Source organism: Halopseudomonas xiamenensis (genome assembly GCF_014219065.1).
Taxonomy (GTDB): Bacteria; Pseudomonadota; Gammaproteobacteria; order Pseudomonadales; family Pseudomonadaceae; genus Halopseudomonas; species Halopseudomonas xiamenensis.
This window is the reverse complement of the sequence record NZ_JACLGO010000002.1, coordinates 101,470-122,987: the sequence shown is the minus strand read 5'-3', so window position 1 is coordinate 122,987 and position 21,518 is coordinate 101,470. Positions and strand designations below refer to the sequence as shown.

The window sequence follows — 21,518 nt, the reverse complement described above, 5'->3', positions numbered from 1 at the left end:
GCTTCGCCGTGAAGGCAAATCGGGCAAGCGACTGTATGCGCAAAACGTCCTTCTGCCGGTCAAGGGAGGCAAGTGATGAGACAGGGTATGGTTTTCTCGCTGATGCTGGCGCTGGTCCTGATGGCTGGCTGTGCCCCGACGCAGAAGGGCCCCAGCTACGCCGACGCGCGCAACAATCCGTTCATCCCCGCCAACCACCAGGCAGCCGAGGCATTGCTCGGGCAGTTGAATGGCAAACTGGGTGGCAGCACCCTGCTCATTGCGACCCTGGTGAATATCGACGCCCTGGAGCGTTCCTCGACCCTGGGGCGGCTGGTGTCCGAGCAGGTCTCGGCGCGTTTTACCCAGTCCGCTTACCACATGGTGGAGATGAAGTTCGCCAACAGCGTGTACGTGCTGCAGAATCAGGGCGAGATGATGCTGACGCGCGAAGTGCAGGAGCTGGCCAGCCAGCATGCCGCGCAGGCGGTCATCGTCGGCACCTATGGCGAAAGCAAGGACTTCGTTTTCATCAATCTCAAGGTGGTGCAGCCCGGCACCAACCTGGTGCTGGCGGTACACGACTATGCGCTGCCGCTGGACGACAATACCCGCGCCATGCTGCGCAACCGCAGATACTGATCCTCCTTCCTCGACCCCTCTCTCCCGCAAGGTGGAGAGGGGACTCCGATGATGACTGCTGCCCCCCTTTGGTTTGGAGCTGCCTGACGGTATAACATCAGGCAAACCCGTATTCCCGAGGACCGAGGCAAAGCATGTCACTCGATACGTCTGTCATTTCTTCGCAGCCGCGCTGCCGGTGGTGTTCCAGCGACTCGATCTATCAGTCTTACCACGATCACGAATGGGGTGTACCAGAGTACGATGCCCAGCGGCTGTTCGAGAAGCTGTTGCTCGACGGCTTTCAGGCGGGTCTGTCGTGGATCACCATCCTGAAGAAGCGTGAGCGCTATCGGCAGGTCTATCACGGTTTCGATGCCCGGTTCATGGCGGCACAGACCGATGCCGATCTGCAGGCATTGATGCAGGACCCCGGCATCATTCGCAATCGGTTGAAGGTGCACGCGGCGCGACAGAATGCCCGGGCCTGGCTGGCGCTGGCCGAGCAGACCGATCCGGCCGCCTGGCTCTGGCAGTTCGTTGGAGGCCGGCCATTGGTCAATCGCTTCGCCAGCCATGCCGAGGTGCCGGCCATCACGCCCGAGGCACAGGCCATGAGCAAGGCACTGCGCAAGGCCGGCTTCAGTTTTGTCGGGCCGACAATCTGTTATGCATTCATGCAGGCGACCGGCATGGTTATGGACCATACTCTGGATTGTTACCGCTACGCCGAGCTGGCCGGTGAAGCTGCCGCCATCAAACAACAATAACGATGGAGAACATCCATGCAACTGACCAAACGACTGGGCCTGCTGGCCGCTGCTGCGGCGCTGACCGCCACCACCGCTGTGTTTGCCGCGCCGACCTATATCAACGTGCTTACCGGCGGCACCAGTGGAGTGTACTACCCGATCGGTGTCGCTATCTCGCAGCTGTATGGCCAGATCGACGGTGCCCGGCCGTCGGTGCAGGCGACCAAGGCCTCGGTGGAAAACCTCAATCTGTTGCAGGCCGGCCGTGGTGAGCTGGCCTTCGCCCTCGGCGATTCGGTCGCCGATGCCTGGAATGGCGTGGAGGATGCCGGCTTCAAGGCGCCGCTCAAGCGGTTGCGGGCCATTGCCGGTACCTACAACAACTACATTCAGGTGGTAGCCAGCGCGGAATCCGGTATCAAGACCCTGGAGGACCTCAAGGGCAAGCGCATTTCCGTCGGCGCGCCCAAATCCGGCACCGAACTCAATGCCCGGGCAATCTTCGCCGCCGCCGGGCTGAGCTACGAGGACATGCGCCGGGTCGAGTTCCTGCCTTATGCCGAATCCGTAGAGCTGATCAAGAACCGGCAACTGGACGCCACCTTGCAATCCTCCGGCCTGGGCATGGCGGCCATTCGCGATCTGGCCAGTACCATGCGGGTGAACTTCGTTGCCATTCCCGAAGATGTGGTGCAGAAGATCAATAACCCGGCCTATCAGCCGGGCGTGATTCCGGCTGGCACCTATGATGGTCAGGACGAGGACGTGCCCACCGTCGGTATCAACAATATCCTGGTCAGCCATGAAAAGGTCGACGACGAAATCGCTTATCAGATGACCAAGCTGATCTTCGACAATCTGAGCGCGCTGGGCAACGCCCATGCCGCGGCCAAGGCGATCACGCTGGAGAATGCGGCGCAGAACCTGCCGATTCCCCTGCATCCGGGCGCCGAGCGGTTTTACAAGGAAGTAGGCATCCTGCAATAGCTGGCGGCCGGGAGTAGCCCATGAGTGAATATCAGGGGCTCCATGCGAGTCCCGCCGAGTGGCCCAGGGCGCTGTTCTATGTGGCGCTGCTGTTTTCCTGTTACCAGATCATCACCGCCGCCTTTCATCCGGTCTCCACGCAGGTGCTGCGGGCCGGGCACGTAGGCTTTCTGTTGATGCTGGTATATCTGAGCTATCCACTGCGCGGTTACGCACGGCCCTGGCAACCGCTGGCCTGGCTGCTGGCGCTGGCGGGCATGGCGACCTTCTTCTACCAGTGGTATTTCGAAGCGGATCTGATCCAGCGTTCGGGCGACCTGACCAGCATGGACATGCTGGTCGGCCTGGCGCTGATCGTGCTGGTCTTCGAGGCGGCGCGGCGAGTGATGGGCATTGCCCTGCCGATCATCTGTGGGTTGTTTCTGGCCTATGGTATGTTCGGCAATCATCTGCCCGGCGAGCTGGCGCACCGGGGATACGGGCTGGATCAACTGGTCAACCAGCTGTCGTTCGGCACCGAAGGGCTGTACGGCACGCCCACCTATGTCTCAGCCACCTACATCTTCCTGTTCATCCTGTTCGGTTCGTTCCTGGAGCAGGCAGGGATGATCCGGCTGTTCACCGATTTTGCCATGGGCCTGTTCGGCCACCGGGCCGGCGGGCCAGCCAAGGTGTCGGTGGTGTCCTCGGCATTGATGGGTACCATCACCGGTTCTGGCGTGGCCAACGTGGTGACCACCGGCCAGTTCACCATTCCACTGATGAAACGCTTCGGCTACAAGCCGGCCTTTGCCGGCGGCGTCGAGGCCACGGCGAGCATGGGCAGTCAGATCATGCCACCGGTGATGGGCGCGGTGGCCTTCATCATGGCCGAAACCATCAACGTGCCCTATGTCGAAGTGGCCAAGGCGGCGCTGCTACCGGCGTTGCTGTACTTCAGCTCGGTATTCTGGATGGTGCACCTGGAGGCCAGGCGTTCGAAGCTCAATGGCTTGCCCAAGGACGAATGCCCCAGCGCCTGGGAGGCGGTCAGGCAGCGCTGGTTCCTGCTGATTCCGCTGGCCATCCTGGTCTGGCTGCTGTTCTCCGGGCGTACCCCGATGTTCGCCGGTACCGTGGGGCTGGCATTGACTGCCATCGTCATTCTCGGCTCGGCGCTGATCCTGCGGCTGTCATCCACTGCGCTGCGGGTGGTGTTCTGGGTTGCCCTGGGGGTTCTCTGTGCCGGCTTCTTCCAGCTGGGCATCGGGGTGATCTTCGGTGTCATCGGTGTGCTGGTGGTGGCCTGCTGGTTCGTCAGGGGTGGGCGCGACACCCTGCGTATTTGCCTGCATGCGCTGGTGGAAGGCGCACGCCATGCGGTACCGGTGGGTATCGCCTGCGCGCTGGTGGGGGTGATTATCGGCATCGTCTCGCTGACCGGGGTGGCCTCGACCTTTGCCGGCTACATCCTGGCCATCGGTCAGGACAACCTGTTCCTGTCGCTGCTGCTGACCATGCTCACCTGTCTGGTACTGGGCATGGGGATTCCGACCATTCCCAACTACATCATCACCAGCTCCATCGCCGCGCCGGCGCTGCTGGATCTGGGCGTGCCACTGATCGTCTCGCACATGTTCGTGTTCTATTTCGGCATCATGGCCGACCTCACCCCGCCGGTGGCGCTGGCCTGCTTTGCCGCAGCACCCATCGCCCGGGAGAACGGCCTGAAAATCAGCCTCTGGGCGGTGCGCATAGCGGTCGCCGGATTCGTCGTGCCCTTCATGGCGGTCTACAGTCCGGCGCTGATGATGCAGGGTGGGGATTGGTGGGCGGTGCTGTACATGCTGATCAAGGCGGCTTTCGCCATCGGTCTGTGGGGCATCGTCTTCACCGGCTATTGCCTGGGCTCGCTGGCCTGGTGGGAAAAACTGCTGGGCTTCGCTGCCGGTGCGCTGATGATCCTGGCCTTGCCGGTCACCGATGAACTGGGCTTCGCCCTGGGCCTGCTCTTTCTTGCACAGCACTGGTGGCGGGCGCGGCGTGTGCCCCGGCCGGCATGAATGCGCTGTGTCTCGGCCTGGCCGGGGTGGTCTGGGCGCAGCTGCCACTGCCCGAATTCACCCTGGCCTGGCATCACAGCGTGGAGAAGATCCGCTGGGAAGAGGACTATCAGCTCAGCGCCGCCGGCCTGTTGCTGCGTGAGGCTCGGGTGCGTGGCAGCGGCGCGGGGATGGAGATTCCGGAAGGTGCTGTGCTGCGCGATGGCAGCTGGCACTATCGGCCGCAACTGCCGGCATTGCAGCCGCTGCGGTTGGGGCGCAGCAGCGCCGCGGCGGCGGGTGATTACCAGCTGTGCAGCGACGCTGGCTGCCGACCACTGGCCGACTGGCTGGGACCTCCGAGTCCGCAACGCCCGGTGGTGGAGTTGTGGAGTTGCCAGTCGCCGGTGGGCTGATGCCAGTGCGCAGGCTACAATGGCCTTTTTCAGGTTGGAGTGTGTGAGTGGAAAGGCTCAAGGGCGCTATCACGGTGGGATTTCTCAGGCTGTTCGCACTGCTGCCGTTCGGCGTCGCGCAGCGCCTCGGTGCGGCGGTCGGCTGGCTGATGTGGAAATTGCCGAACCGTTCGCGGGAAGTCGTACGCATCAACTTCGCCCACTGCCTGCCGGAGCTGGCACCCGCCGAGCGGGAACGGCTGGTCGGCGAGACCCTGGTCAATATCGGCCGCAGCTTCGCTGAAAGCGCCTGCGCCTGGATGTGGAGCCCGCAGAAGACCGTGGGCCTGATCAAGGAGGTGGAGGGCGAGCATTTGCTCGACGAGGCACTGGCCGAGGGCAAGGGGCTGGTCGGGATCACCAGCCACCTGGGCAACTGGGAAGTGCTCAACCATTGGTATTGCCTGAAATGCTCGCCTATCATCTTCTATCGTCCACCCAAGCAGAAGGCGGTGGACGAACTGCTGCAGAAGCAGCGCACCCAGCTTGGCAACAAGGTCGCCGCCTCCACCCGCGAGGGTATCATCAGCGTGATGCGCGAGGTGCGGCGTGGCGGTGCGGTGGGTATTCCGGCGGACCCGGAACCGGCCCTCAAGAGCGGTGTATTCGTACCCTTCCTGGGGGTGCAGGCGCTGACCAGCAAGTTCGTGCCCGGTCTGCTCAAGGGCGGTGCGGCCAACGGGGTGTTCCTGCACTGCGTGCGCCTGCCGGATCACAGCGGTTTCAAGGTGATCGTCGAGCGCGCCCCCGAGGCCCTGTACAGCGACGACGAGACCGAGGCGGTGGCGGCGATGAGCGCCACCATCGAGAGCTACGTGCGGCGCTGGCCGAGCCAGTACATGTGGAGCATGAAGCGGTTCAAGAAACGCCCCGTCGGCGAGAAGAAGTGGTATTGATCCAGCACTGCAAGGAGCGCAGTTGATGAGCAACAAACGGCAGTATCCGAGGACGATGATGAAGTGCCGGATTTGCATCAGCCATCCGGACCTGGGCGAGGTCTATGGCCAGACCCGCGACCTGTCCGATGGCGGTGTGTTCGTCGAGAACCCACAGTTGGCCAGCCTGCCGCCGGGTACCGAGGTCAGCGGCCAGGTGCAGGACATGCCGATCGAAGCGCCGGTACTGCGCATGGTCATCCAGCGGGTGATTCCCGGCGAGGGAGTCGGGTTGGCTTTTCTCGACTAGGCTGCAGGGATCGGGCGCGGTACGCCGCTGCGCCAACCTGGCTACAGGAACGATCCGATGACCAGATTCACCGTCACTGCGCGCCCGCTGGCACTGTCGGTACTGTTCAGCGCCAGTCTGTGCGGCCTGCCGCTGTCGGCCCAGGCCGATGGCTTCATCGATGACGCCCAGGCCAGCCTGCACCTGCGCAACTTCTACCTGCACCGCGACTTCAGCAATTCGGCGCACCCCCAGAGCCAGGCCGGGGAGTGGACCCAGAGCTTCATCCTCGATGCCCGCTCCGGCTATACCTCCGGCGTGCTGGGCTTGGGCGTGGATGTGCTGGGGTTGTATGCGCTGAAGCTCGATGGTGGCCGTGGCACCACCAATACCTCGCTGCTGCCGGTGCATGATGGCGGCCACCCGGCGGATGACTTCGGGCGCCTGGGCGTGGCCGGCAAGGCGCGGATCTCGCGTACTGAACTCAGGTTCGGCGAGTGGATGCCGGTACTGCCGATCCTGCGCTCCGATGATGGTCGTGCATTACCGCAGAGCTTCCAGGGTGCCCAGCTGACGTCCGACCAGTTCGACGATCTGACCCTGTACGCCGGTCAGTTTCGCGGCAATAGCCCGCGTAACGATGGCAGCATGGAAGACATGATGTACGGCGGTGCCAGCTCCGATCGCTTAAATTTCGCCGGTGGTGAGTACCGCTTCAATGCCGAGCGCAGCCTGGTCGGCCTGTGGCATGCGCAGCTCAAGGACATCTACCGCCAGCAGTACCTCCAGCTGCGCCACAGCCAGCCGGTCGGCGACTGGCTGCTGGCGGCCAACCTGGGATATTTCCATGGCCGCGAGGACGGCAGCGAGAGGGCTGGCAAGCTGGACAACCGCACCTGGTCGGCGCTGCTGTCGGCCAGCCGCAGCGGCCATACCCTGTACCTGGGCCTGCAGAAGGTCAGTGGCGACAGCGACTGGATGCGGGTCAACGGTACCAGTGGCGGCACCCTGGCCAACGACAGCTACAATGCCAGCTTCGACCACGCCGGCGAACGTTCCTGGCAACTGCGCTACGACTACGACTTTGCCGCCGCCGGGCTGCCCGGTCTGGGCTTCATGACCCGCTATATCAGCGGCGACCAGGTGGATACCGCCACTGGCAGCGACGGCAAGGAATGGGTTCGCGAATCGGAGCTGGCCTATACCGTGCAGAGCGGAACCTTCAGGAACCTGTCGCTGCGCTGGCGCAACTCCAGCCTGCGCAGCAACTTCAGTACCAGTGAATTCGACGAGAACCGGCTGATCCTCAACTACAGCCTGCCACTGCTGTAGCCTGCCCGGTGGCGCTGCTCAGCGGCGCCAGAACATCGGCGTCAGCAGCACCAGCAGGGTGAATACCTCCAGGCGCCCGAGCAGCATGGCGAAGCTGAGAATCCACTTCACCGTCGCACTCAGCTCACCATAGTGCGCCGCCACGTCGCCGAGGCCCGGCCCGAGGTTGTTCATGCAGGCGGTCAGCGCGGAGAAGGCAGTGACGAAGTCCAGCTCGGTGCCGAGCAGCAGCAGGAGCAGCACGGCGAAGGTGAACACGTAGACCGAGCAGAAGCCCCATACCGCCTCGACCACCCGGTCGCCCACTGGCCGGGTGCCCAGCTTGACCGGGAACACGCCATTGGTATGCAACAGGCGCTTGATCTCGCGTACCCCCTGCTTGAATACCAGCAGCACCCGGATCACCTTCATGCCGCCACCGGTGGAGCCGGCGCAGGCGCCGGCGAAACTGGCATACAGCAGCAGGAACGGCAGTACCGACGGCCAGGCGGCGAAATCGGTGACGGTGAAGCCGGTGGTGGTGGCGATGGAGATGGTCTGGAAGGCGGCGAAGCGGATGGCTGACGGTACATCGTAGTACTGGTGCAGGATCAGCAGGCTGGCGCTGACGATGAACAGGCCCAGCAGGATCATCAGGTAGGTACGGCATTCCGGATCCTGCCAGTAGCTCTGCAGCGAGCGGAAGCGCCAGGCGGTGAAGTGCAGGGCGAAGTTGATCCCCGACACCACCATGAACACCAGGCAGATCATCTCGATGGCCGGGCTGTTGTAGTAGCCGATGCTGGCATCGTGGGTGGAGAAGCCGCCGATGGCCACGGTGGAAAAACTGTGGCCGATGGCATCGAACAGCGACATGCCGGCCAGCCAGTAGGCACTGGCGCAGGCCAGGGTCAGCCCGCTGTAGATGAACCACAGCACCTTGGCGGTTTCGGCGATGCGCGGGGTCAGCTTGTTGTCCTTCAGCGGGCCGGGCATTTCCGCACGGTACAACTGCATGCCACCCACCCCCAGCAGTGGCAGGATGGCCACCGCCAACACGATGATGCCCATGCCGCCGAACCATTGCAGCTGCTGGCGGTAGAACAGCACCGAGCGCGGCAGGGTGTCCAGCCCGGTGATCACCGTGGCACCGGTGGTGGTCAGCCCGGAGAAGGACTCGAACACCGCATCGGCCACCGTCAGGTCGGGCATCTCCAGCAGGTACAGCGGCACCGCGCCGAACAGCCCCAGTACCAGCCAGAACAATACCGTGATCAGGTAGCCGTCGCGGGTACGCAGCTCGTTGCGTCGCTTGCGTACCGGCAGCCAGACCAGGCAGCCGACGCTCAGGGTAATGGCGAACCCGATCAGGAAGGCTTCGCGCGCATGCTCGCCGTAGTGCAGGCCCACTGCCGCCGCCGGCAGCATGCTGGTGGAGAACAGCATCAGCAGGATGCCGGTGATGCGCTGGATCTGGGAGTACTGCATGTGCTGCGCTACCTGGCCGGTTAGAGGAAGGTCAGCCCGACCTGGAACAGCCGCTCGACATCGCGGATGTGCTTCTTGTCGATAACGAACAGGATCACGTGGTCCTCGGACTCAATCACCGTGGTGTCATGCGCGATCAGCACCTGCTCATCGCGCACCACGGCGCCGATGGTGGTGCCCGGCGGCAGCTTGATCTCGCTGATGGCCTTGCCGACCACCTTGGACGAGCGTGCATCGCCGTGGGCGATCACCTCGATGGCCTCGGCGGCACCCCGGCGCAGCGAGTAGACATTGACGATATCGCCGCGGCGTACATGGGTCAGCAGGGTGCCGATGGTGGCCTGGGATGGCGAGATGGCGATATCGATCTGCCCACCCTGGACCAGATCGACATAGGCCGGGTTGTTGATCAGTGCCATGACCCGCCGCGCACCGAGCCGTTTTGCCAGCATCGAGGACATGATATTGGCCTCGTCATCGTTGGTCACTGCGATGAAGATATCGACCTCCTCGATATTCTCATCGACCAGCAATTCGCGGTCCGAGGCGCTGCCGTAGAGTACGATGGCCTGATCCAGGTTCTGTGACAGGTAGTCGGCGCGGGCGCGGTTGTTCTCGATGATCTTCACCCGATAGCGGGTCTCGATGGCCTCGGCCAGGCGCTCGCCGATATTGCCACCTCCGGCGATCATGATGGTCTTGTTGCGCTTTTCCACCCGGCGCAGCTCGCCCATCACCGCGCGGATATCCTGGGACGCGGCGATGAAGAACACCTCGTCATCGGCTTCGATCACCGTATCGCCCTGTGGCGTGATCGGTCGATCGCGGCGGAAGATGGCTGCCACGCGGGTATCCACACCGGGCATGTGCTGGCGCAGGTAACGCAGTTCCTGGCCGACCAGCGGGCCGCCGTAATAGGCGCGCACCGCCACCAGCTGTACCTTGCCGCCGGCGAAATCCAGTACCTGCAGTGCACCGGGATGCTGGATCAGCCGCTTGATATAGGTGGTTACCGCCTGTTCCGGACTGATCAGCACATCCACCGGCATCCCTTCGTTGCCGAACAGCCCGCTGCGCGTCAGGTAGGCCGACTCGCGGATGCGGGCGATCTTGGTCGGGGTGCGGAACAGGCTGTAGGCCACCTGGCAGGCGATCATGTTGGTCTCGTCACTGCTGGTCACCGCGATCAGCATGTCGGCATCATCAGCGCCGGCCTGGCGCAGTACCGTGGGCAATGAGCCGCGGCCCTGCACCGTGCGGATATCCAGGCGGTCACCAAGGGCGCGCAGGCGCACCGCATCGGTATCCACCACGGTAATGTCGTTGGCCTCGCTGGCCAGCGAAGCGGCCAGGCTGCTACCCACCTGCCCCGCTCCGAGAATGATGATCTTCATGCACTGGTCCTGTGGTCGCGCAGCGTCGTGCCGTTATCCAGTTTCAGCAGTCTGGCCAGGTAGAAGCCATCGTGCCCGCCCGGCTGCGGCAGCAACTGCCGGCCACAGGGCTGCGCCAGGCCGAAATCGCCGGCAACGGGTAGCTGGCGGGCGCCGGGTTGCCGGTCGAGGAAGGCCTCGATCACCTGGGTGTTTTCCTGCGGTAATACCGAGCAGGTGGCATATACCAGGATGCCGCCGACCTCCAGCGTCTGCCACAGCCGGTCGAGCAGCTGGCCCTGCAGTTCGGCCAGCGCGGCGATATCCTGCGGCTGGCGGGTGAGCTTGATATCGGGGTGCCGGCGAATCACTCCGGTAGCCGAGCAGGGCGCATCCAGCAGGATGCGCTGGAACGGCTGGCCGTCCCACCAGGCCTCCAGCTCGCGGCCATCGGCGGCCTTGAGCGTGGCATCGAGCCCCAGTCGGCGCAGGTTGTCGCGTACCCGCTCAAGGCGGGCCGGCTCCAGGTCCAGGGCCACCAGCTCGCGCAACTGCGGTTGCAGCTCGAGAATGTGGCAGGTCTTGCCGCCGGGCGCGCAGCAGGCATCCAGCACCCGCTGGCCGGGTTTGAGTTCCAGCAACGGTGCCGCCAGTTGCGCCGCTTCGTCCTGCACGCTGACAGCGCCCTCGGCGAAGCCGGGCAGTTGCTGCACATCGCAGGGCTGAGCCAGGGTTATGCCATCGGCACTGAACGGGCAGGCCGCTGCTTCCATCCCGGCCGCCTGCAGCCGCGCCAGATAAGTGTCACGGCTGCCCTGGCGGCGGTTGACCCGCAACGTCATCGGCGGATGCAGGTTGTTCGCGGCGCACAGCGCTTCCCAGTGCGCCGGCCAGGCATGCTTCAGGCTCTTCTGCAGCCAGCGCGGATGCGCCACACGGATCACCGGGTCATGTTCGAGGGTTGCCAGCAGCTCGGCGCCTTCGCGCTGTACCCGGCGCAGCACCGCGTTGAGCATGCCCTTGGCCCAGGCCTTCTTCATGCTCACCGCGACAGCGACCGTCTCGCCAATGGCCGCATGGGCGGGAACGCGGGTGTACAGCAGTTGATAGATGCCGACCAGCAACAGTGCCTGCAGGTCGCGGTCGGCCGCCTTGAGGGGTTTCTGCAGCAGATGGTCGGCCAGCCCCTGCAGGCGCGGAAACCAGCGTGCGGTACCCAAGGCCAGCTCGCGGGTCAGCGCCTGGTCCCGCGCGGCGACATGTGCCAGTTGCGCCGGCAGGCTGCTGCCCAGCGAGGCCTTGCCGGCGATTACCGCGGCCAGCGCATTGGCTGCGGCCAGGCGCGGGCTCATTGCCCGTTCGCCAGCGACTGACCGAGAACGAACTGGTCGCGGCGAGCGTTGTACAGGTCGGCAAAGGCCAGCGGCTTGCCACCGGGCAATTGCAGCCGGGTCAGGCGCAGCGCCTGCTCACCGCAGGCGACCAGCAGGCCCTGCTTGCTGCAGCCGAGGATCTCGCCGGGCTGGCCGCGGCCGGCCTCGACCTCGGCGGCCCAGACCTTGAGCGGCTGCTCCTGCCAGCGCGCATGGGCCAGCGGCCAGGGGTTGAAGGCGCGGATCATGTTCGCCAGTTCGTGCGCTGGGCGTGACCAGTCGATGCGCGCGTCGGTCTTGTCCAGCTTGTGCGCATAGGTGGCCAGGCTGTCATCCTGCACCTCGCCCTGCAAGGTGCCGGCGGCCAGCCCGTCGATGGCTTCGAGCACCGCCTGCGGGCCGAGTCCGGCGAGCCGGTCATGCAGGCTGCCGCCGGTATCCCCGGCGCTGATCGGTGTGCGACTCTTGAGTAGCATGGGTCCGGTGTCCAGCCCGGCTTCCATGCGCATCACGGTGACCCCGGTCTCCGCGTCACCGGCCTCGATGGCACGCTGGATCGGTGCCGCACCGCGCCAGCGCGGCAGCAGCGAGGCATGGCTGTTGATACAGCCCAGGCGCGGAATATCCAGCACCGCCTGCGGCAGGATCAGCCCGTAGGCGACCACCACCAGCAGGTCCGGCTGCAGCGCCGCCAGTTCGGTCTGGGCCTCGGGCGTGCGCAGGGTCTGTGGCTGGTAGACCGGCAGGTCGTGCTGCAGCGCGAGTTGCTTGACCGCGCTCGGCGTCAGCTTGTGGCCACGCCCGGCGGGGCGGTCCGGCTGGCTGTATACGGCGACCACATTCAGGCCGGCCTGCAACAGCGCCTGTAGGTGCGCCGCGGCGAACTCCGGGGTGCCGGCGAAAACGATGCGTAGGTCAGAGCGGTTCATGCAATGCTGCCTTGTTGGCTCGGCAGGCACCTGCCGAGTGGTCGTCCGGGTAAAGAAAAAGGCTTGCCGCGGCAAGCCTTCAGGCCAGGGACAGGCTCAGGCGTTGGCCTGCGCCTTGTGGATCTTCTCCAGCTTCTTGCGGATGCGGTCACGCTTGAGATTGGACAGGTAATCCACGAACAGCTTTCCGTTGAGGTGATCGCACTCATGCTGGATGCATACCGCCAGCAGGCCTTCGCAGATCATCTCGAAGGGCTCACCGTCACGGCCCAGGGCCTTGACCCGGACCCGCTCGGGACGGGTGACCGTCTCGTAGAAACCGGGCACCGAGAGGCAGCCTTCCTGCATTTCCTCCAGCTCCTCGGTAAGCGTCTCCAGCTCGGGGTTGATGAACACCAGCGGCTGGTCGTGTTCTTCCGACAGGTCGATGACGATGACGCGCTCATGCACGTTGACCTGGGTCGCCGCCAGGCCAATCCCGGGTGCGTCATACATGGTCTCGAACATGTCATCGACCAGTTGCCGGATGCGTTCATCGACCACTTCCACCGGCTTGGCGATGGTGCGCAGCCGTGGATCGGGAAATTCTAGAATATTCAATATGGCCATGTCGGTTTGTGATGCACTTGTAGAACTGATCTGTAAGGTGCTGCTAATATGCAGGCAGCTTGGAAGTATAGCTGGTCCTGCACGCCGGGGGAGGCGTGGGACCTGGGTGCTGGCCTCTATAATAAAGGGATTCGTGTCATGAGGAAAACATTACTCGGCCTGGTACTGCTCTCGGTGAGCATTCTGGTACAGGCGCAGGAGTCGGTGTTCAGGGAAAACCACCCACAACGTTATGAAGTAGTCCGAGGCGATACCCTGTGGGGGATCGCCGGACGGTTTCTCAACCTGCCGTGGAAATGGCCGGAAATCTGGCACGCCAACCCGCAGATCAACAACCCCCATCTGATCTATCCCGGTGATGTCATCTCGCTGGTCTACATCGACGGTCAGCCACGGCTGATGGTTAACCGTGGTCAGGGCGGCACCATCAAGCTGTCGCCGAGCATACGCTCCACGCCCATGGCCGAAGCCATTCCCACCATCCCGCTGGAGGCGATCAACGCCTTCCTCGACGCCGGCCGCATCATGGAAAACGCCGCGGAGCTGGAAGCGGCGCCCTATGTCATCGGTGGTGAGGCGGAAAGCGTCGTCGCCGGTGCCGGCAACCGCGTATATGCCCGCGGCGAGGTGGACGAACATGTCCCAGCCTATGGCCTGTACCGCCGCGGCAAGGCCTATACCGACCCGCAGAGCGGCGACTTCCTCGGCATCCATGCACAGGAAATCGGTAATGCCCAGGTACTGGCCACGGAGCGCGACATCACCACCTTGATGGTCAGCCGCAGCCGCCAGGAAGTGCGCGTCGGCGACCGCCTGCTGGAGACCGAAGAGCGCGCCGTGGCCTCGACCTTCTTCCCCAGCGATCCGCAGGACGAGATCGAGGGGCTGATCCTCGACGTACCCAATGGCGTGACCCAGATCGGCCAGTACGATGTGGTCCTCCTCAACAAGGGTGCCCGGGACAACCTCGAAGAGGGCAATGTGCTGGCGATCTACAAGACCGGTGAGACCGTGCGTGACCGCATCCAGAACGAGCGCGTGCAACTGCCCGACGAGCGCGCCGGCCTGCTCATGGTGTTCCGTGTGTATGAGCGCATGAGCTACGGCATCGTACTCAACGCCCAGCGCCAGCTGGCAATCCTGGACAAGGTCCGCAACCCCTGATGATCAGCGGCGCCACCCGGGGTGGCGCCGCTGTGCTGTTCTCGCCGTAGCTCCCCGCTGTTGTCGAGTACCCATCCCATGCCCTTCGATCTGCGCGACCGCCGGTTGGCCTGGCTGGCCCTGAGCCTGCTCGACGGGCTGGGTCCGACCGGGCGGCGGCAACTGCTGGAGCAGGTCGCCGATCCGCCGGCGCTGCTCGGTGCCGATCTGCTGAGCCTTGGCGCACTGGGCCTGCCCGCGCGCCTGCAGCACGCCATCCTGCAGTGCCAGCAGGGTAATGCGAAGGTACTGCAGGGTATCGAGCAGAGCCTGGCCTGGCTGCAGCAGCCGGACTGCCATCTGCTGACCCCGGACGATTCCCGTTACCCCAGGCTGCTGCGCGAGATCAGCGACCCACCCATGGTGCTGTTCGTGCGCGGTAATCCACAGCTGCTGGGCGACCCGCAGATCGCCATGGTCGGCACTCGCCATCCCGGCCCGCACGGCGCCGCCACCGCCCGCGCCTTTGCCCGCAGCTTTGCGGAAAACGGCCTGACGGTGACCAGCGGCATGGCGCTGGGTATCGACGCTGCCTGCCATCAGGGCGCATTGGATGCCGGCGAGCAGACCATCGCCGTGTGGGGCACCGGGCTCGACAACTGCTACCCGCGCCGGCATCGCCGGCTGGCCGACAGCATAGTGGCTGAGGGGGGCGCACTGGTGTCCGAGCAGTTGCCGCACACCAGCCCGCATGCCGGGCTGTTTCCGTTACGCAACCGCATCATCAGTGGCCTGAGCCTGGGTACCCTGGTGGTCGAGGCCAGCCTCAACAGTGGCTCGCTGATCACCGCGCGCCTGGCCATGGAGCAGAACCGCGAGGTGTTCGCCATGCCCGGCTCAATCCACAATCCCCAGGCGCGCGGCTGTCATCGGTTGCTGCGCGATGGCGCGACCCTGGTGGAGACCGTGCAGGACGTCCTGCAGGTGCTGCAGTTGCCATTGCGCGCGGCGCTTGCCGAGCCGGCCAGCACCAGGCAGGTCAATCATCCGCTATGGCGTTGGATCGGTCACGATCCGGTCAGCGCCGACTGGCTGGCCTGCCAGAGCGAGCTGCCGATCCACCAGGTATTGCAGGGGCTGCTGCAACTGGAACTGGACGGCCATGTGCAGCACAGTCCACACGGATATTGCCGCGCCGGCGATTTCCGGCCTTGAGCCGCGGGGCCGGCTCGGCTAATGTCGCCTCTCGCAATCAGGGGAATGACAGATGCTGGCGAGTTGGCGGTTGGGGCAGGTACGAAGGGTGGTGCAGTCGGGGGGCGTGATCGCCTATCCCACCGAGGCGGTATGGGGCCTGGGTTGCAACCCGCTGGACGCGGCGGCGGTGGAGCGCCTGCTGTCGCTCAAGCAGCGGCCGGTGGAAAAGGGCCTGATCCTGGTCGCCGCCGACATGCAGCAGTTCGAATTCCTGCTCTGGGATCTGCCGCACAATCAGCTGGCCAAGCTGCAGTTGTCCTGGCCCGGGCCCAACACCTGGCTGGTACCGCACGCTGGACGCCTGCCGCCGTGGATCACCGGCGATCATGCCAGCGTCGCCCTGCGCGTCAGCGATCACCCGCTGGTCCAGCAACTGTGCCGGGCTTGCGGGCCACTGGTGTCGACCTCGGCCAACCCGGCGGGGCGGCCGGCGGCGCGTACCCGGCTGCGGGTCGAGCAGTATTTCCATGGCGAGCTGGACGATATCGTCCCTGGGGTTTTGGGTCGCCAGCGCAATCCCAGTATGATCAGGGATCTGCAAACCGATAGCATCATCCGTTCCGCCTGAGAGGAGTCCCTGCCTGTGAAATCCATCCCCGATGCCGCCGCCATCGCTGCCGTCAAGGACTACCTGATGACCCTGCAGGATCGCATCTGCGCCGCGCTGGAACAGGCCGATGGCGGTGCGACCTTCAGCGCCGATGACTGGCAGCGGCCGGGTGGTGGTGGCGGACGCTCGCGGATCATCGAGCGCGGTGCCTTGCTGGAGAAGGGCGGCGTCGGCTTCTCGCACGTGTATGGCGACGGCATGCCGCCGTCGGCCACCGCACACCGCCCGGAGCTGGCCGGGCGCAGCTTCCAGGCCATGGGGGTATCGCTGGTGATGCACCCGGATAACCCCCACGTACCGACCTCCCATGCCAACGTGCGCTTCTTCGTCGCCGAGAAGGAAGGTGCCGAGCCGGTCTGGTGGTTCGGTGGCGGCTTCGACCTGACGCCCTACTACGCCGATGAGCAGGACTGCATCCACTGGCACCGGGTAGCGCGGGAGGCCTGCGCGCCCTTTGGCGAGGATGTCTATCCGCGCTACAAGCAATGGTGCGACGAGTATTTCTACCTCAAGCACCGCCAGGAGGCCCGGGGCATCGGTGGACTGTTCTTCGATGACCTGAACCAATGGGGTTTCGAGCGCTGCTTCGAGTTCATGCGTGCCATTGGCGATGCCTACCTGCAGGCCTACCTGCCGATCATCGAGCGCCGCCGCCATACGCCTTGGGATGAACGGCAGAAGGCCTTCCAGGAATACCGCCGGGGTCGCTACGTGGAGTTCAACCTGGTCTGGGACCGCGGCACCCTGTTCGGTCTGCAATCCGGCGGGCGTACCGAATCCATCCTCATGTCGCTGCCACCGACGGTGCGCTGGGACTACAACTGGCAACCCGAGCCGGGCAGTGCCGAAGCACGCCTGGCCGACGAGTTCCTGCCGCCGCGCGACTGGTTGAAGGAGGTCGACTGATGGACCGTTATGCCGTGATCGGCAACCCGATCGCCCACAGCAAATCGCCGTTGATCCATGGCATGTTCGCTCGCCAGACCGGCGAGCAGCTGAGCTACGAGGCGCTGCTGGCGCCGCTGGACGACTTCGCCGGCACCCTGCGCGAGTTCCTGCGCCAGGGCCGCGGCGTCAATGTCACCGTACCCTTCAAGGAACAGGCCTGGGCGCTGGTCGACAGCCACACCCCGGCGGCGGCGCTGGCCGGCGCGGTGAATACCATCCAGCGGCTGGACGATGGCCGGCTGCTGGGTGACAACACCGATGGCAAGGGCTTGGTGCGGGATATCCAGCACAACGCCGGGCTGGCGCTGGCCGGCAAGCGCATTTTGCTGGTCGGCGCCGGCGGCGCCGCGCGCGGGGTGATCCAGCCGCTGCTGCAGGCGCAGCCGGCGCAGCTGTGCGTGGTCAACCGCACGGTGGAAAAGGCTGAGCAACTGGCCATGCTGTTCAAGGACCAGGGGCCGATCAGCGCCGCTGGCTTCGAATGGATCGAGGAGTCGGTGGACCTGATCATCAACGCCACATCGGCCAGTCTCGACGGGCAGCTGCCGCCAATCCCGAGCAGCCTGATCCGCCCAGGGCATACCTGGTGCTACGACATGATGTATGCCAGCGAAGCCACGGTGTTCAACCGCTGGGCCGCCGAGCAGGGCGCGGCGCGCTGCATCGATGGGCTGGGCATGCTGGTGGAACAGGCGGCCGAAGCCTTCCTGCTGTGGCGCGGCGTGCGCCCTGATACCGCACCGGTGCTGGCGGCGTTGCGCTGAGCAGTCGGTGCCTGCGCCATCGCGGCGAGGCGCCGCTCCCACCACAACGTCACTATCCCCGTGGGAGCGGCGCCCCGCCGCGATGCTGGCCGTCCGGCCAGCCCGGGGGAACCTCAGGAACGCCGTGAGCGAATCTCCACCAGCCGGCCATCGATAAACCGCAGGTAGCGGTACATGCCATTGTCCGGCCCATAGCGCCAGCGTTCGACGGTGACCGCCCCGCGGATCAGGTAACCGTGCTCATCCACAGGTTCCTCGACCGAGCGCTGCTGGGGTTCGCCGCAGTGCTCGAGCACCTCCTCCATCTGCATGCCGGTGCGCACCAGCTCGGTGCCGCAGCGCATCGACGCCTGCACCGGCAGGCTCAAGCCCATTACCCACCCCAGTACCAGCAATGCAATGGCTGCGCGCATACTTCACCCCCTGCCCTACAGACTGTTGTTCAGATGCCCGCCATCGACATTGATGATGGTCCCGGTCATGAACGAGCCGGCCTCGCTGGCCAGCAGCAACAGCGGACCATCCAGCTCCTCGAGCTGGCCCAGGCGGCGCATCGGCACCTTGCTGCGGATATAGTCCTGACCCTTGGCGGTATCGAAGTAGTCGCCGTTCATCTCGGTGCGGAAGTAGCCGGGGGCGATGGCGTTGACGCGGATGTCGTTGCGCGCCAGCTCCATGGCCATGGCCTTGGTCAGCTGCACCACGCCGGCCTTGGCCACCGCATAGTGACTGAGCGCGGTGCCCACGCGCAGGCCGAGGATGGAGGCGATGTTGATCACGCTGCCGCCCTGCCCGGCCTTGGCCATCGCCAGGCTGGCACGGTGGGCGACGCGCCAGGCGCCGTCCAGGTTGGTGTCGATCATGCTGCGCCAGTTGCCCTCGGTCATGTTGAGGAACATCACTGGGTCGCCGATGCCGGCGTTGTTGACCAGAATGTCCACCAGCCCCCATTGCTGCTCCGCCTGGTCGAAGGCACGGTTGACGCTGTCCGCATCGGTGACATCCATGGGCAGGGCCAGTGCCTGCCGGCCCTGGTCCTGCAACTCGGTGACCAGCGCCTGCAAGCGTTCGATGCGCCGGGCGGTGACCACCACCCGTGCACCGGCAGCGGCCAGTACCCGTGCGAAATGCGCGCCAAGGCCGCTGGAAGCGCCGGTTACCAGGGCGGTCTTGCCCGTCAGATCAAAGCGTTGCTGACTCATGCTGCGGTTCTCCATCCATCGATTGTTTTGCCTCGAGTATCGACGATCCGCCGCCGGGACTCCAGTGCGCTGGCTGCGCTGAATACCGGCCGATCAGTCTGCAGCACCGGCGCCGCCGGTGCGCAGCCGGGCGGCTGGCGCTACACTGTGCCCAGGAGCCTGGACGGCATTTCTTGGGGTGGGAGATTTCTGCGTGGAATTTGATTGATGCGCGACAATCCGCGGCTGCAGCCGCCCGGTGGCGAGGAACTGCTGGCCTGGCTGCGCCACTACCGGCTGGCTTGGCTCAGCGGTGACCTGGTGGCCGGCCTGGTCACGGCGGTGATGATCATTCCGCAGAGCATGGCCTACGCCATGCTCGCCGGGCTGCCGGTGCAGATCGGCCTGTACGCCAGCCTGCTGCCGTTGCTCGGCTATGCCCTGTTCGGTACCAGCATGAGCATGTCGGTCGGCCCGGTGGCGGTGACCGCGCTGATGACCGCCGCGCTGCTGGCACCGCTGGCGACCATCGGCAGCGAGCATTATCTGCAACTGGCGATCTGGCTGGCCTTGCTGTCCGGTGCGCTGTTGTTCGTGCTCGGGCTGCTGCGCATGGGCTTTCTGGCCAACTTCCTCAGCCATCCGGTGATCAGCGGCTTCATCAGCGGGGCATCGATTCTCATCGTGCTCAGCCAGCTGCCGCACATGCTTGGCCTGGCCAGCCTGCCGGCCTCGCCGGCGCAGTTGCTGGCTGAGTGGCAGCCGGTCAACAGCCTGGTGCTGGGTATGGGATTGCTGGCGCTGGGCGGGCTGCTGTATGCCCGCAGCCTGCTCGCCGGGCATCTGCAACGCCTGGGCCTGAGTGCTTCGGCAGCGCGGCTGCTGGCCCGGTTGGCGCCGATCCTGGTGGTGCTGCTCGGCCTGCTGGTGACCATCGGCTGGGACCTGGGCGCGCGCGGCGTACCCGTGGTCGGCAGCCTGCCGGCGGGTCTGCCGTCGCTGGTGTGGTCCACGCCGGACATATCTACCCTGCGTGCGCTGCTGCTGCCGGCGGCGCTGATCAGCCTGGTCAGCTTCGTCGAAAGCGTGTCCATCGCCCAGTCGCTGGCGCGGCGCAAGCGCCAGAGCATTGATCCCGACCGCGAGCTGCTGGCGCTGGGCACCGCCAACGTCGGCTCGGCATTGACCGGTGGCTTTGCCGTGTGCGGCGGCTTCTCCCGTTCCGGGGTCAATGTCGAGGCCGGGGCCAACACGCCGCTCGCCGGGGTGGTGTCGATGCTGGTGATAGGGCTGATCCTGTTGACCATAGCGCCACTGTTCGCCTGGTTGCCGCTGGTGGTGCTGGCGGTGGTGATCCTGGTGGCGGTGACCCCGCTGATCGATGTCGCCAGCCTGCGGCGGGCCTGGCGCTACGACCGGCGCGAGGGCCTGACACTGGCCTGCACCGCCGCCGGGGTACTGCTGCTGGGGGTGGAGGGTGGCATCGTACTCGGCGTCGGACTGTCCATCGTCACCCAGTTGTGGCGTGGCAGCCGCCCGCATGTGGCGGTGGTCGGGCGGGTGCCAGGGACCCACTACTTCCGCAACACCCAGCGTCACCTGGTGGAAACCGAGCCGCAGCTGCTGGCCATCCGCATCGACGAGAACATCTTCTTCGCCAACACCAAGGCCATCGAGCGGGCCATCCTGCAGGCCCTGCGCGACTATCCCGACACCCGCGAGCTGTTGCTGATCCTGTCGGCGGTCAACCACATCGACAGTACCGGGCTGGATATGCTCAGCGAACTGAGCGAGGGTCTGCGTGAGAAGGACATCAATATCCACCTGGCCGAGGTCAAGGGCCCGGTGATGGACCAGCTGGAGGATACCGACTGGATCGAACAGCAGGTCGGCGAGGTGTTCCCCAGCACCTATATCGCTTTCAATACCCTCAGCGAGGTAAAGCGGCCGAGCGATCCGCCACCGCAAACAGCTTGATACCATTGGCCACTGGCATTTTCTCCTGTCCGCCGTTATACAACGGAGCGGCAGATTTACTGTCGCCGAATACCTACAGACAAGGAGTAATACGTGATGAGATCCGTGCTAGCCGGTGCGCTGAGTGCCATGCTGCTGGGCCTGAGCATGACCGCGCAGGCCGAGGCCGTTTCCCCAGAGGACCAGATCAAGCTGCGTCAGGCCGGCTACAGCTACATGTCCTGGAACATGGGCAAGATCAAGGCGCAGGTCATTGACCAGAGTGTGGCCTATAACCAGGCGCAGGTCGCCGCGGCGGCCAATACCCTGGCGGCCATCGCCAATTCCGGCATGGGCGCGCTGTACGGGCCGGGCACCGAGCGGAACGTGGGCGACCGGGTGACCCGGGTCAAGCCGGAGATGTTCGACAACTTCGATGACGTGGCAGCCATTTCCGCGCGCCTGAACGAGACCACCGGCAAGCTGGCCAGTGCCGCTGCCAGTGGTGATCAGGCGGCGATCCGCGTGGCCTTCGGCGAAGTGGGCCAGACCTGCAAGTCCTGCCACGATAAGTACCGCCAGAAGTAATCCCTCGAC

22 protein-coding genes are annotated in these 21,518 nt (G+C 65.0%); 15 read left to right on the top strand and 7 right to left on the bottom strand.

Annotated features, from left to right (window positions below):
- Positions 1-75: 75 nt before the first annotated feature.
- From H6X51_RS01930 to H6X51_RS01895, 8 genes are all read left to right on the top strand, one after another.
- The gene (locus tag H6X51_RS01930; protein ID WP_185265836.1) at positions 76-621 is read left to right on the top strand and encodes a FlgO family outer membrane protein; all 546 of its coding nucleotides are present in this window, start codon (positions 76-78) and stop codon (positions 619-621) included.
- A 134-nt stretch (positions 622-755) separates the two neighbouring features.
- A complete protein-coding gene (locus tag H6X51_RS01925; protein WP_185265835.1) occupies positions 756-1,370 on the top strand; it encodes a DNA-3-methyladenine glycosylase I in 615 nt (204 codons plus the stop codon).
- Positions 1,371-1,385: 15 nt separating this feature from the next.
- The gene (locus H6X51_RS01920) at positions 1,386-2,339 is read left to right on the top strand and encodes a TAXI family TRAP transporter solute-binding subunit (protein ID WP_185265834.1); all 954 of its coding nucleotides are present in this window, start codon (positions 1,386-1,388) and stop codon (positions 2,337-2,339) included.
- A gap of 20 nt (positions 2,340-2,359) precedes the next feature.
- The gene (locus H6X51_RS01915) at positions 2,360-4,381 is read left to right on the top strand and encodes a TRAP transporter permease (RefSeq protein WP_185265833.1); all 2,022 of its coding nucleotides are present in this window, start codon (positions 2,360-2,362) and stop codon (positions 4,379-4,381) included.
- A complete protein-coding gene (locus H6X51_RS01910; RefSeq protein WP_185265832.1) occupies positions 4,378-4,776 on the top strand; it encodes a DUF1850 domain-containing protein in 399 nt (132 codons plus the stop codon). The genes H6X51_RS01915 and H6X51_RS01910 overlap by 4 nt, the downstream gene beginning before the upstream one ends.
- A gap of 47 nt (positions 4,777-4,823) precedes the next feature.
- Positions 4,824-5,711, top strand: a complete 888-nt coding sequence (locus H6X51_RS01905) for a lysophospholipid acyltransferase (protein WP_185265831.1) — start codon at positions 4,824-4,826, stop codon at positions 5,709-5,711.
- 25 nt (positions 5,712-5,736) lie between these two features.
- Complete coding sequence (locus H6X51_RS01900; protein ID WP_185265830.1) at positions 5,737-6,000, top strand: PilZ domain-containing protein; 264 nt, start codon at positions 5,737-5,739, stop codon at positions 5,998-6,000.
- A 57-nt stretch (positions 6,001-6,057) separates the two neighbouring features.
- Positions 6,058-7,311, top strand: coding sequence for an OprD family porin (locus H6X51_RS01895; RefSeq protein WP_185265829.1), 1,254 nt, complete (start codon positions 6,058-6,060; stop codon positions 7,309-7,311).
- Between the two features lie 18 nt (positions 7,312-7,329).
- On the opposite strand, the gene H6X51_RS01890 is transcribed toward H6X51_RS01895, so the two are convergent.
- The 5 genes from H6X51_RS01890 to def all read right to left on the bottom strand — a co-directional run bounded on the left by H6X51_RS01890 (position 7,330) and on the right by def (position 13,062).
- On the bottom strand, positions 7,330-8,778 hold the full coding sequence (locus tag H6X51_RS01890; protein ID WP_185265828.1) for a TrkH family potassium uptake protein: 1,449 nt from the start codon (positions 8,776-8,778) through the stop codon (positions 7,330-7,332).
- Positions 8,779-8,798: 20 nt separating this feature from the next.
- Entirely contained in the window at positions 8,799-10,172 is a 1,374-nt protein-coding gene (trkA, locus tag H6X51_RS01885; protein ID WP_185265827.1) for a Trk system potassium transporter TrkA, read from the bottom strand.
- Positions 10,169-11,503, bottom strand: a complete 1,335-nt coding sequence (gene rsmB / locus H6X51_RS01880; protein WP_185265826.1) for a 16S rRNA (cytosine(967)-C(5))-methyltransferase RsmB — start codon at positions 11,501-11,503, stop codon at positions 10,169-10,171. The genes trkA and rsmB overlap by 4 nt, the downstream gene beginning before the upstream one ends.
- The gene (gene fmt / locus H6X51_RS01875) at positions 11,500-12,453 is read right to left on the bottom strand and encodes a methionyl-tRNA formyltransferase (RefSeq protein ID WP_185265825.1); all 954 of its coding nucleotides are present in this window, start codon (positions 12,451-12,453) and stop codon (positions 11,500-11,502) included. Before fmt ends, rsmB begins: the two co-directional genes overlap by 4 nt.
- A 96-nt stretch (positions 12,454-12,549) precedes the next feature.
- Positions 12,550-13,062, bottom strand: a complete 513-nt coding sequence (gene def, locus H6X51_RS01870; RefSeq protein ID WP_185265824.1) for a peptide deformylase — start codon at positions 13,060-13,062, stop codon at positions 12,550-12,552.
- Between the two features lie 138 nt (positions 13,063-13,200).
- On the opposite strand from def, the gene H6X51_RS01865 reads away from it, so the two are divergent.
- The 5 genes from H6X51_RS01865 to aroE all read left to right on the top strand — a co-directional run bounded on the left by H6X51_RS01865 (position 13,201) and on the right by aroE (position 17,784).
- On the top strand, positions 13,201-14,226 hold the full coding sequence (locus H6X51_RS01865; protein ID WP_185265823.1) for a LysM peptidoglycan-binding domain-containing protein: 1,026 nt from the start codon (positions 13,201-13,203) through the stop codon (positions 14,224-14,226).
- A 78-nt stretch (positions 14,227-14,304) separates the two neighbouring features.
- Entirely contained in the window at positions 14,305-15,420 is a 1,116-nt protein-coding gene (gene dprA, locus H6X51_RS01860) for a DNA-processing protein DprA (protein ID WP_185265822.1), read from the top strand.
- 52 nt (positions 15,421-15,472) lie between these two features.
- Complete coding sequence (locus H6X51_RS01855; protein ID WP_185265821.1) at positions 15,473-16,030, top strand: L-threonylcarbamoyladenylate synthase; 558 nt, start codon at positions 15,473-15,475, stop codon at positions 16,028-16,030.
- A gap of 42 nt (positions 16,031-16,072) precedes the next feature.
- Positions 16,073-16,978: an oxygen-dependent coproporphyrinogen oxidase gene (gene hemF, locus H6X51_RS01850; protein ID WP_328795607.1), complete on the top strand. Its 906-nt coding sequence runs from the start codon at positions 16,073-16,075 to the stop codon at positions 16,976-16,978.
- Entirely contained in the window at positions 16,978-17,784 is an 807-nt protein-coding gene (aroE, locus tag H6X51_RS01845; RefSeq protein WP_185265820.1) for a shikimate dehydrogenase, read from the top strand. The genes hemF and aroE overlap by 1 nt, the downstream gene beginning before the upstream one ends.
- Before the next feature lie 113 nt (positions 17,785-17,897).
- On the opposite strand, the gene H6X51_RS01840 is transcribed toward aroE, so the two are convergent.
- Positions 17,898-18,197 (bottom strand): DUF2845 domain-containing protein, encoded by a 300-nt coding sequence (locus tag H6X51_RS01840; protein ID WP_185265819.1) that lies wholly within the window; start codon positions 18,195-18,197, stop codon positions 17,898-17,900.
- A gap of 15 nt (positions 18,198-18,212) precedes the next feature.
- Positions 18,213-18,986, bottom strand: coding sequence for an SDR family NAD(P)-dependent oxidoreductase (locus H6X51_RS01835; protein WP_185265818.1), 774 nt, complete (start codon positions 18,984-18,986; stop codon positions 18,213-18,215).
- A gap of 207 nt (positions 18,987-19,193) precedes the next feature.
- Here H6X51_RS01835 and H6X51_RS01830 point away from each other — a divergent pair, with 207 nt between their 5' ends.
- Together H6X51_RS01830 and H6X51_RS01825 are read left to right on the top strand one after the other, a co-directional pair.
- Positions 19,194-20,942 (top strand): SulP family inorganic anion transporter, encoded by a 1,749-nt coding sequence (locus H6X51_RS01830; RefSeq protein WP_185265817.1) that lies wholly within the window; start codon positions 19,194-19,196, stop codon positions 20,940-20,942.
- Between the two features lie 96 nt (positions 20,943-21,038).
- Positions 21,039-21,509: a c-type cytochrome gene (locus H6X51_RS01825; protein ID WP_185265816.1), complete on the top strand. Its 471-nt coding sequence runs from the start codon at positions 21,039-21,041 to the stop codon at positions 21,507-21,509.
- Positions 21,510-21,518 lie beyond the last annotated feature (9 nt).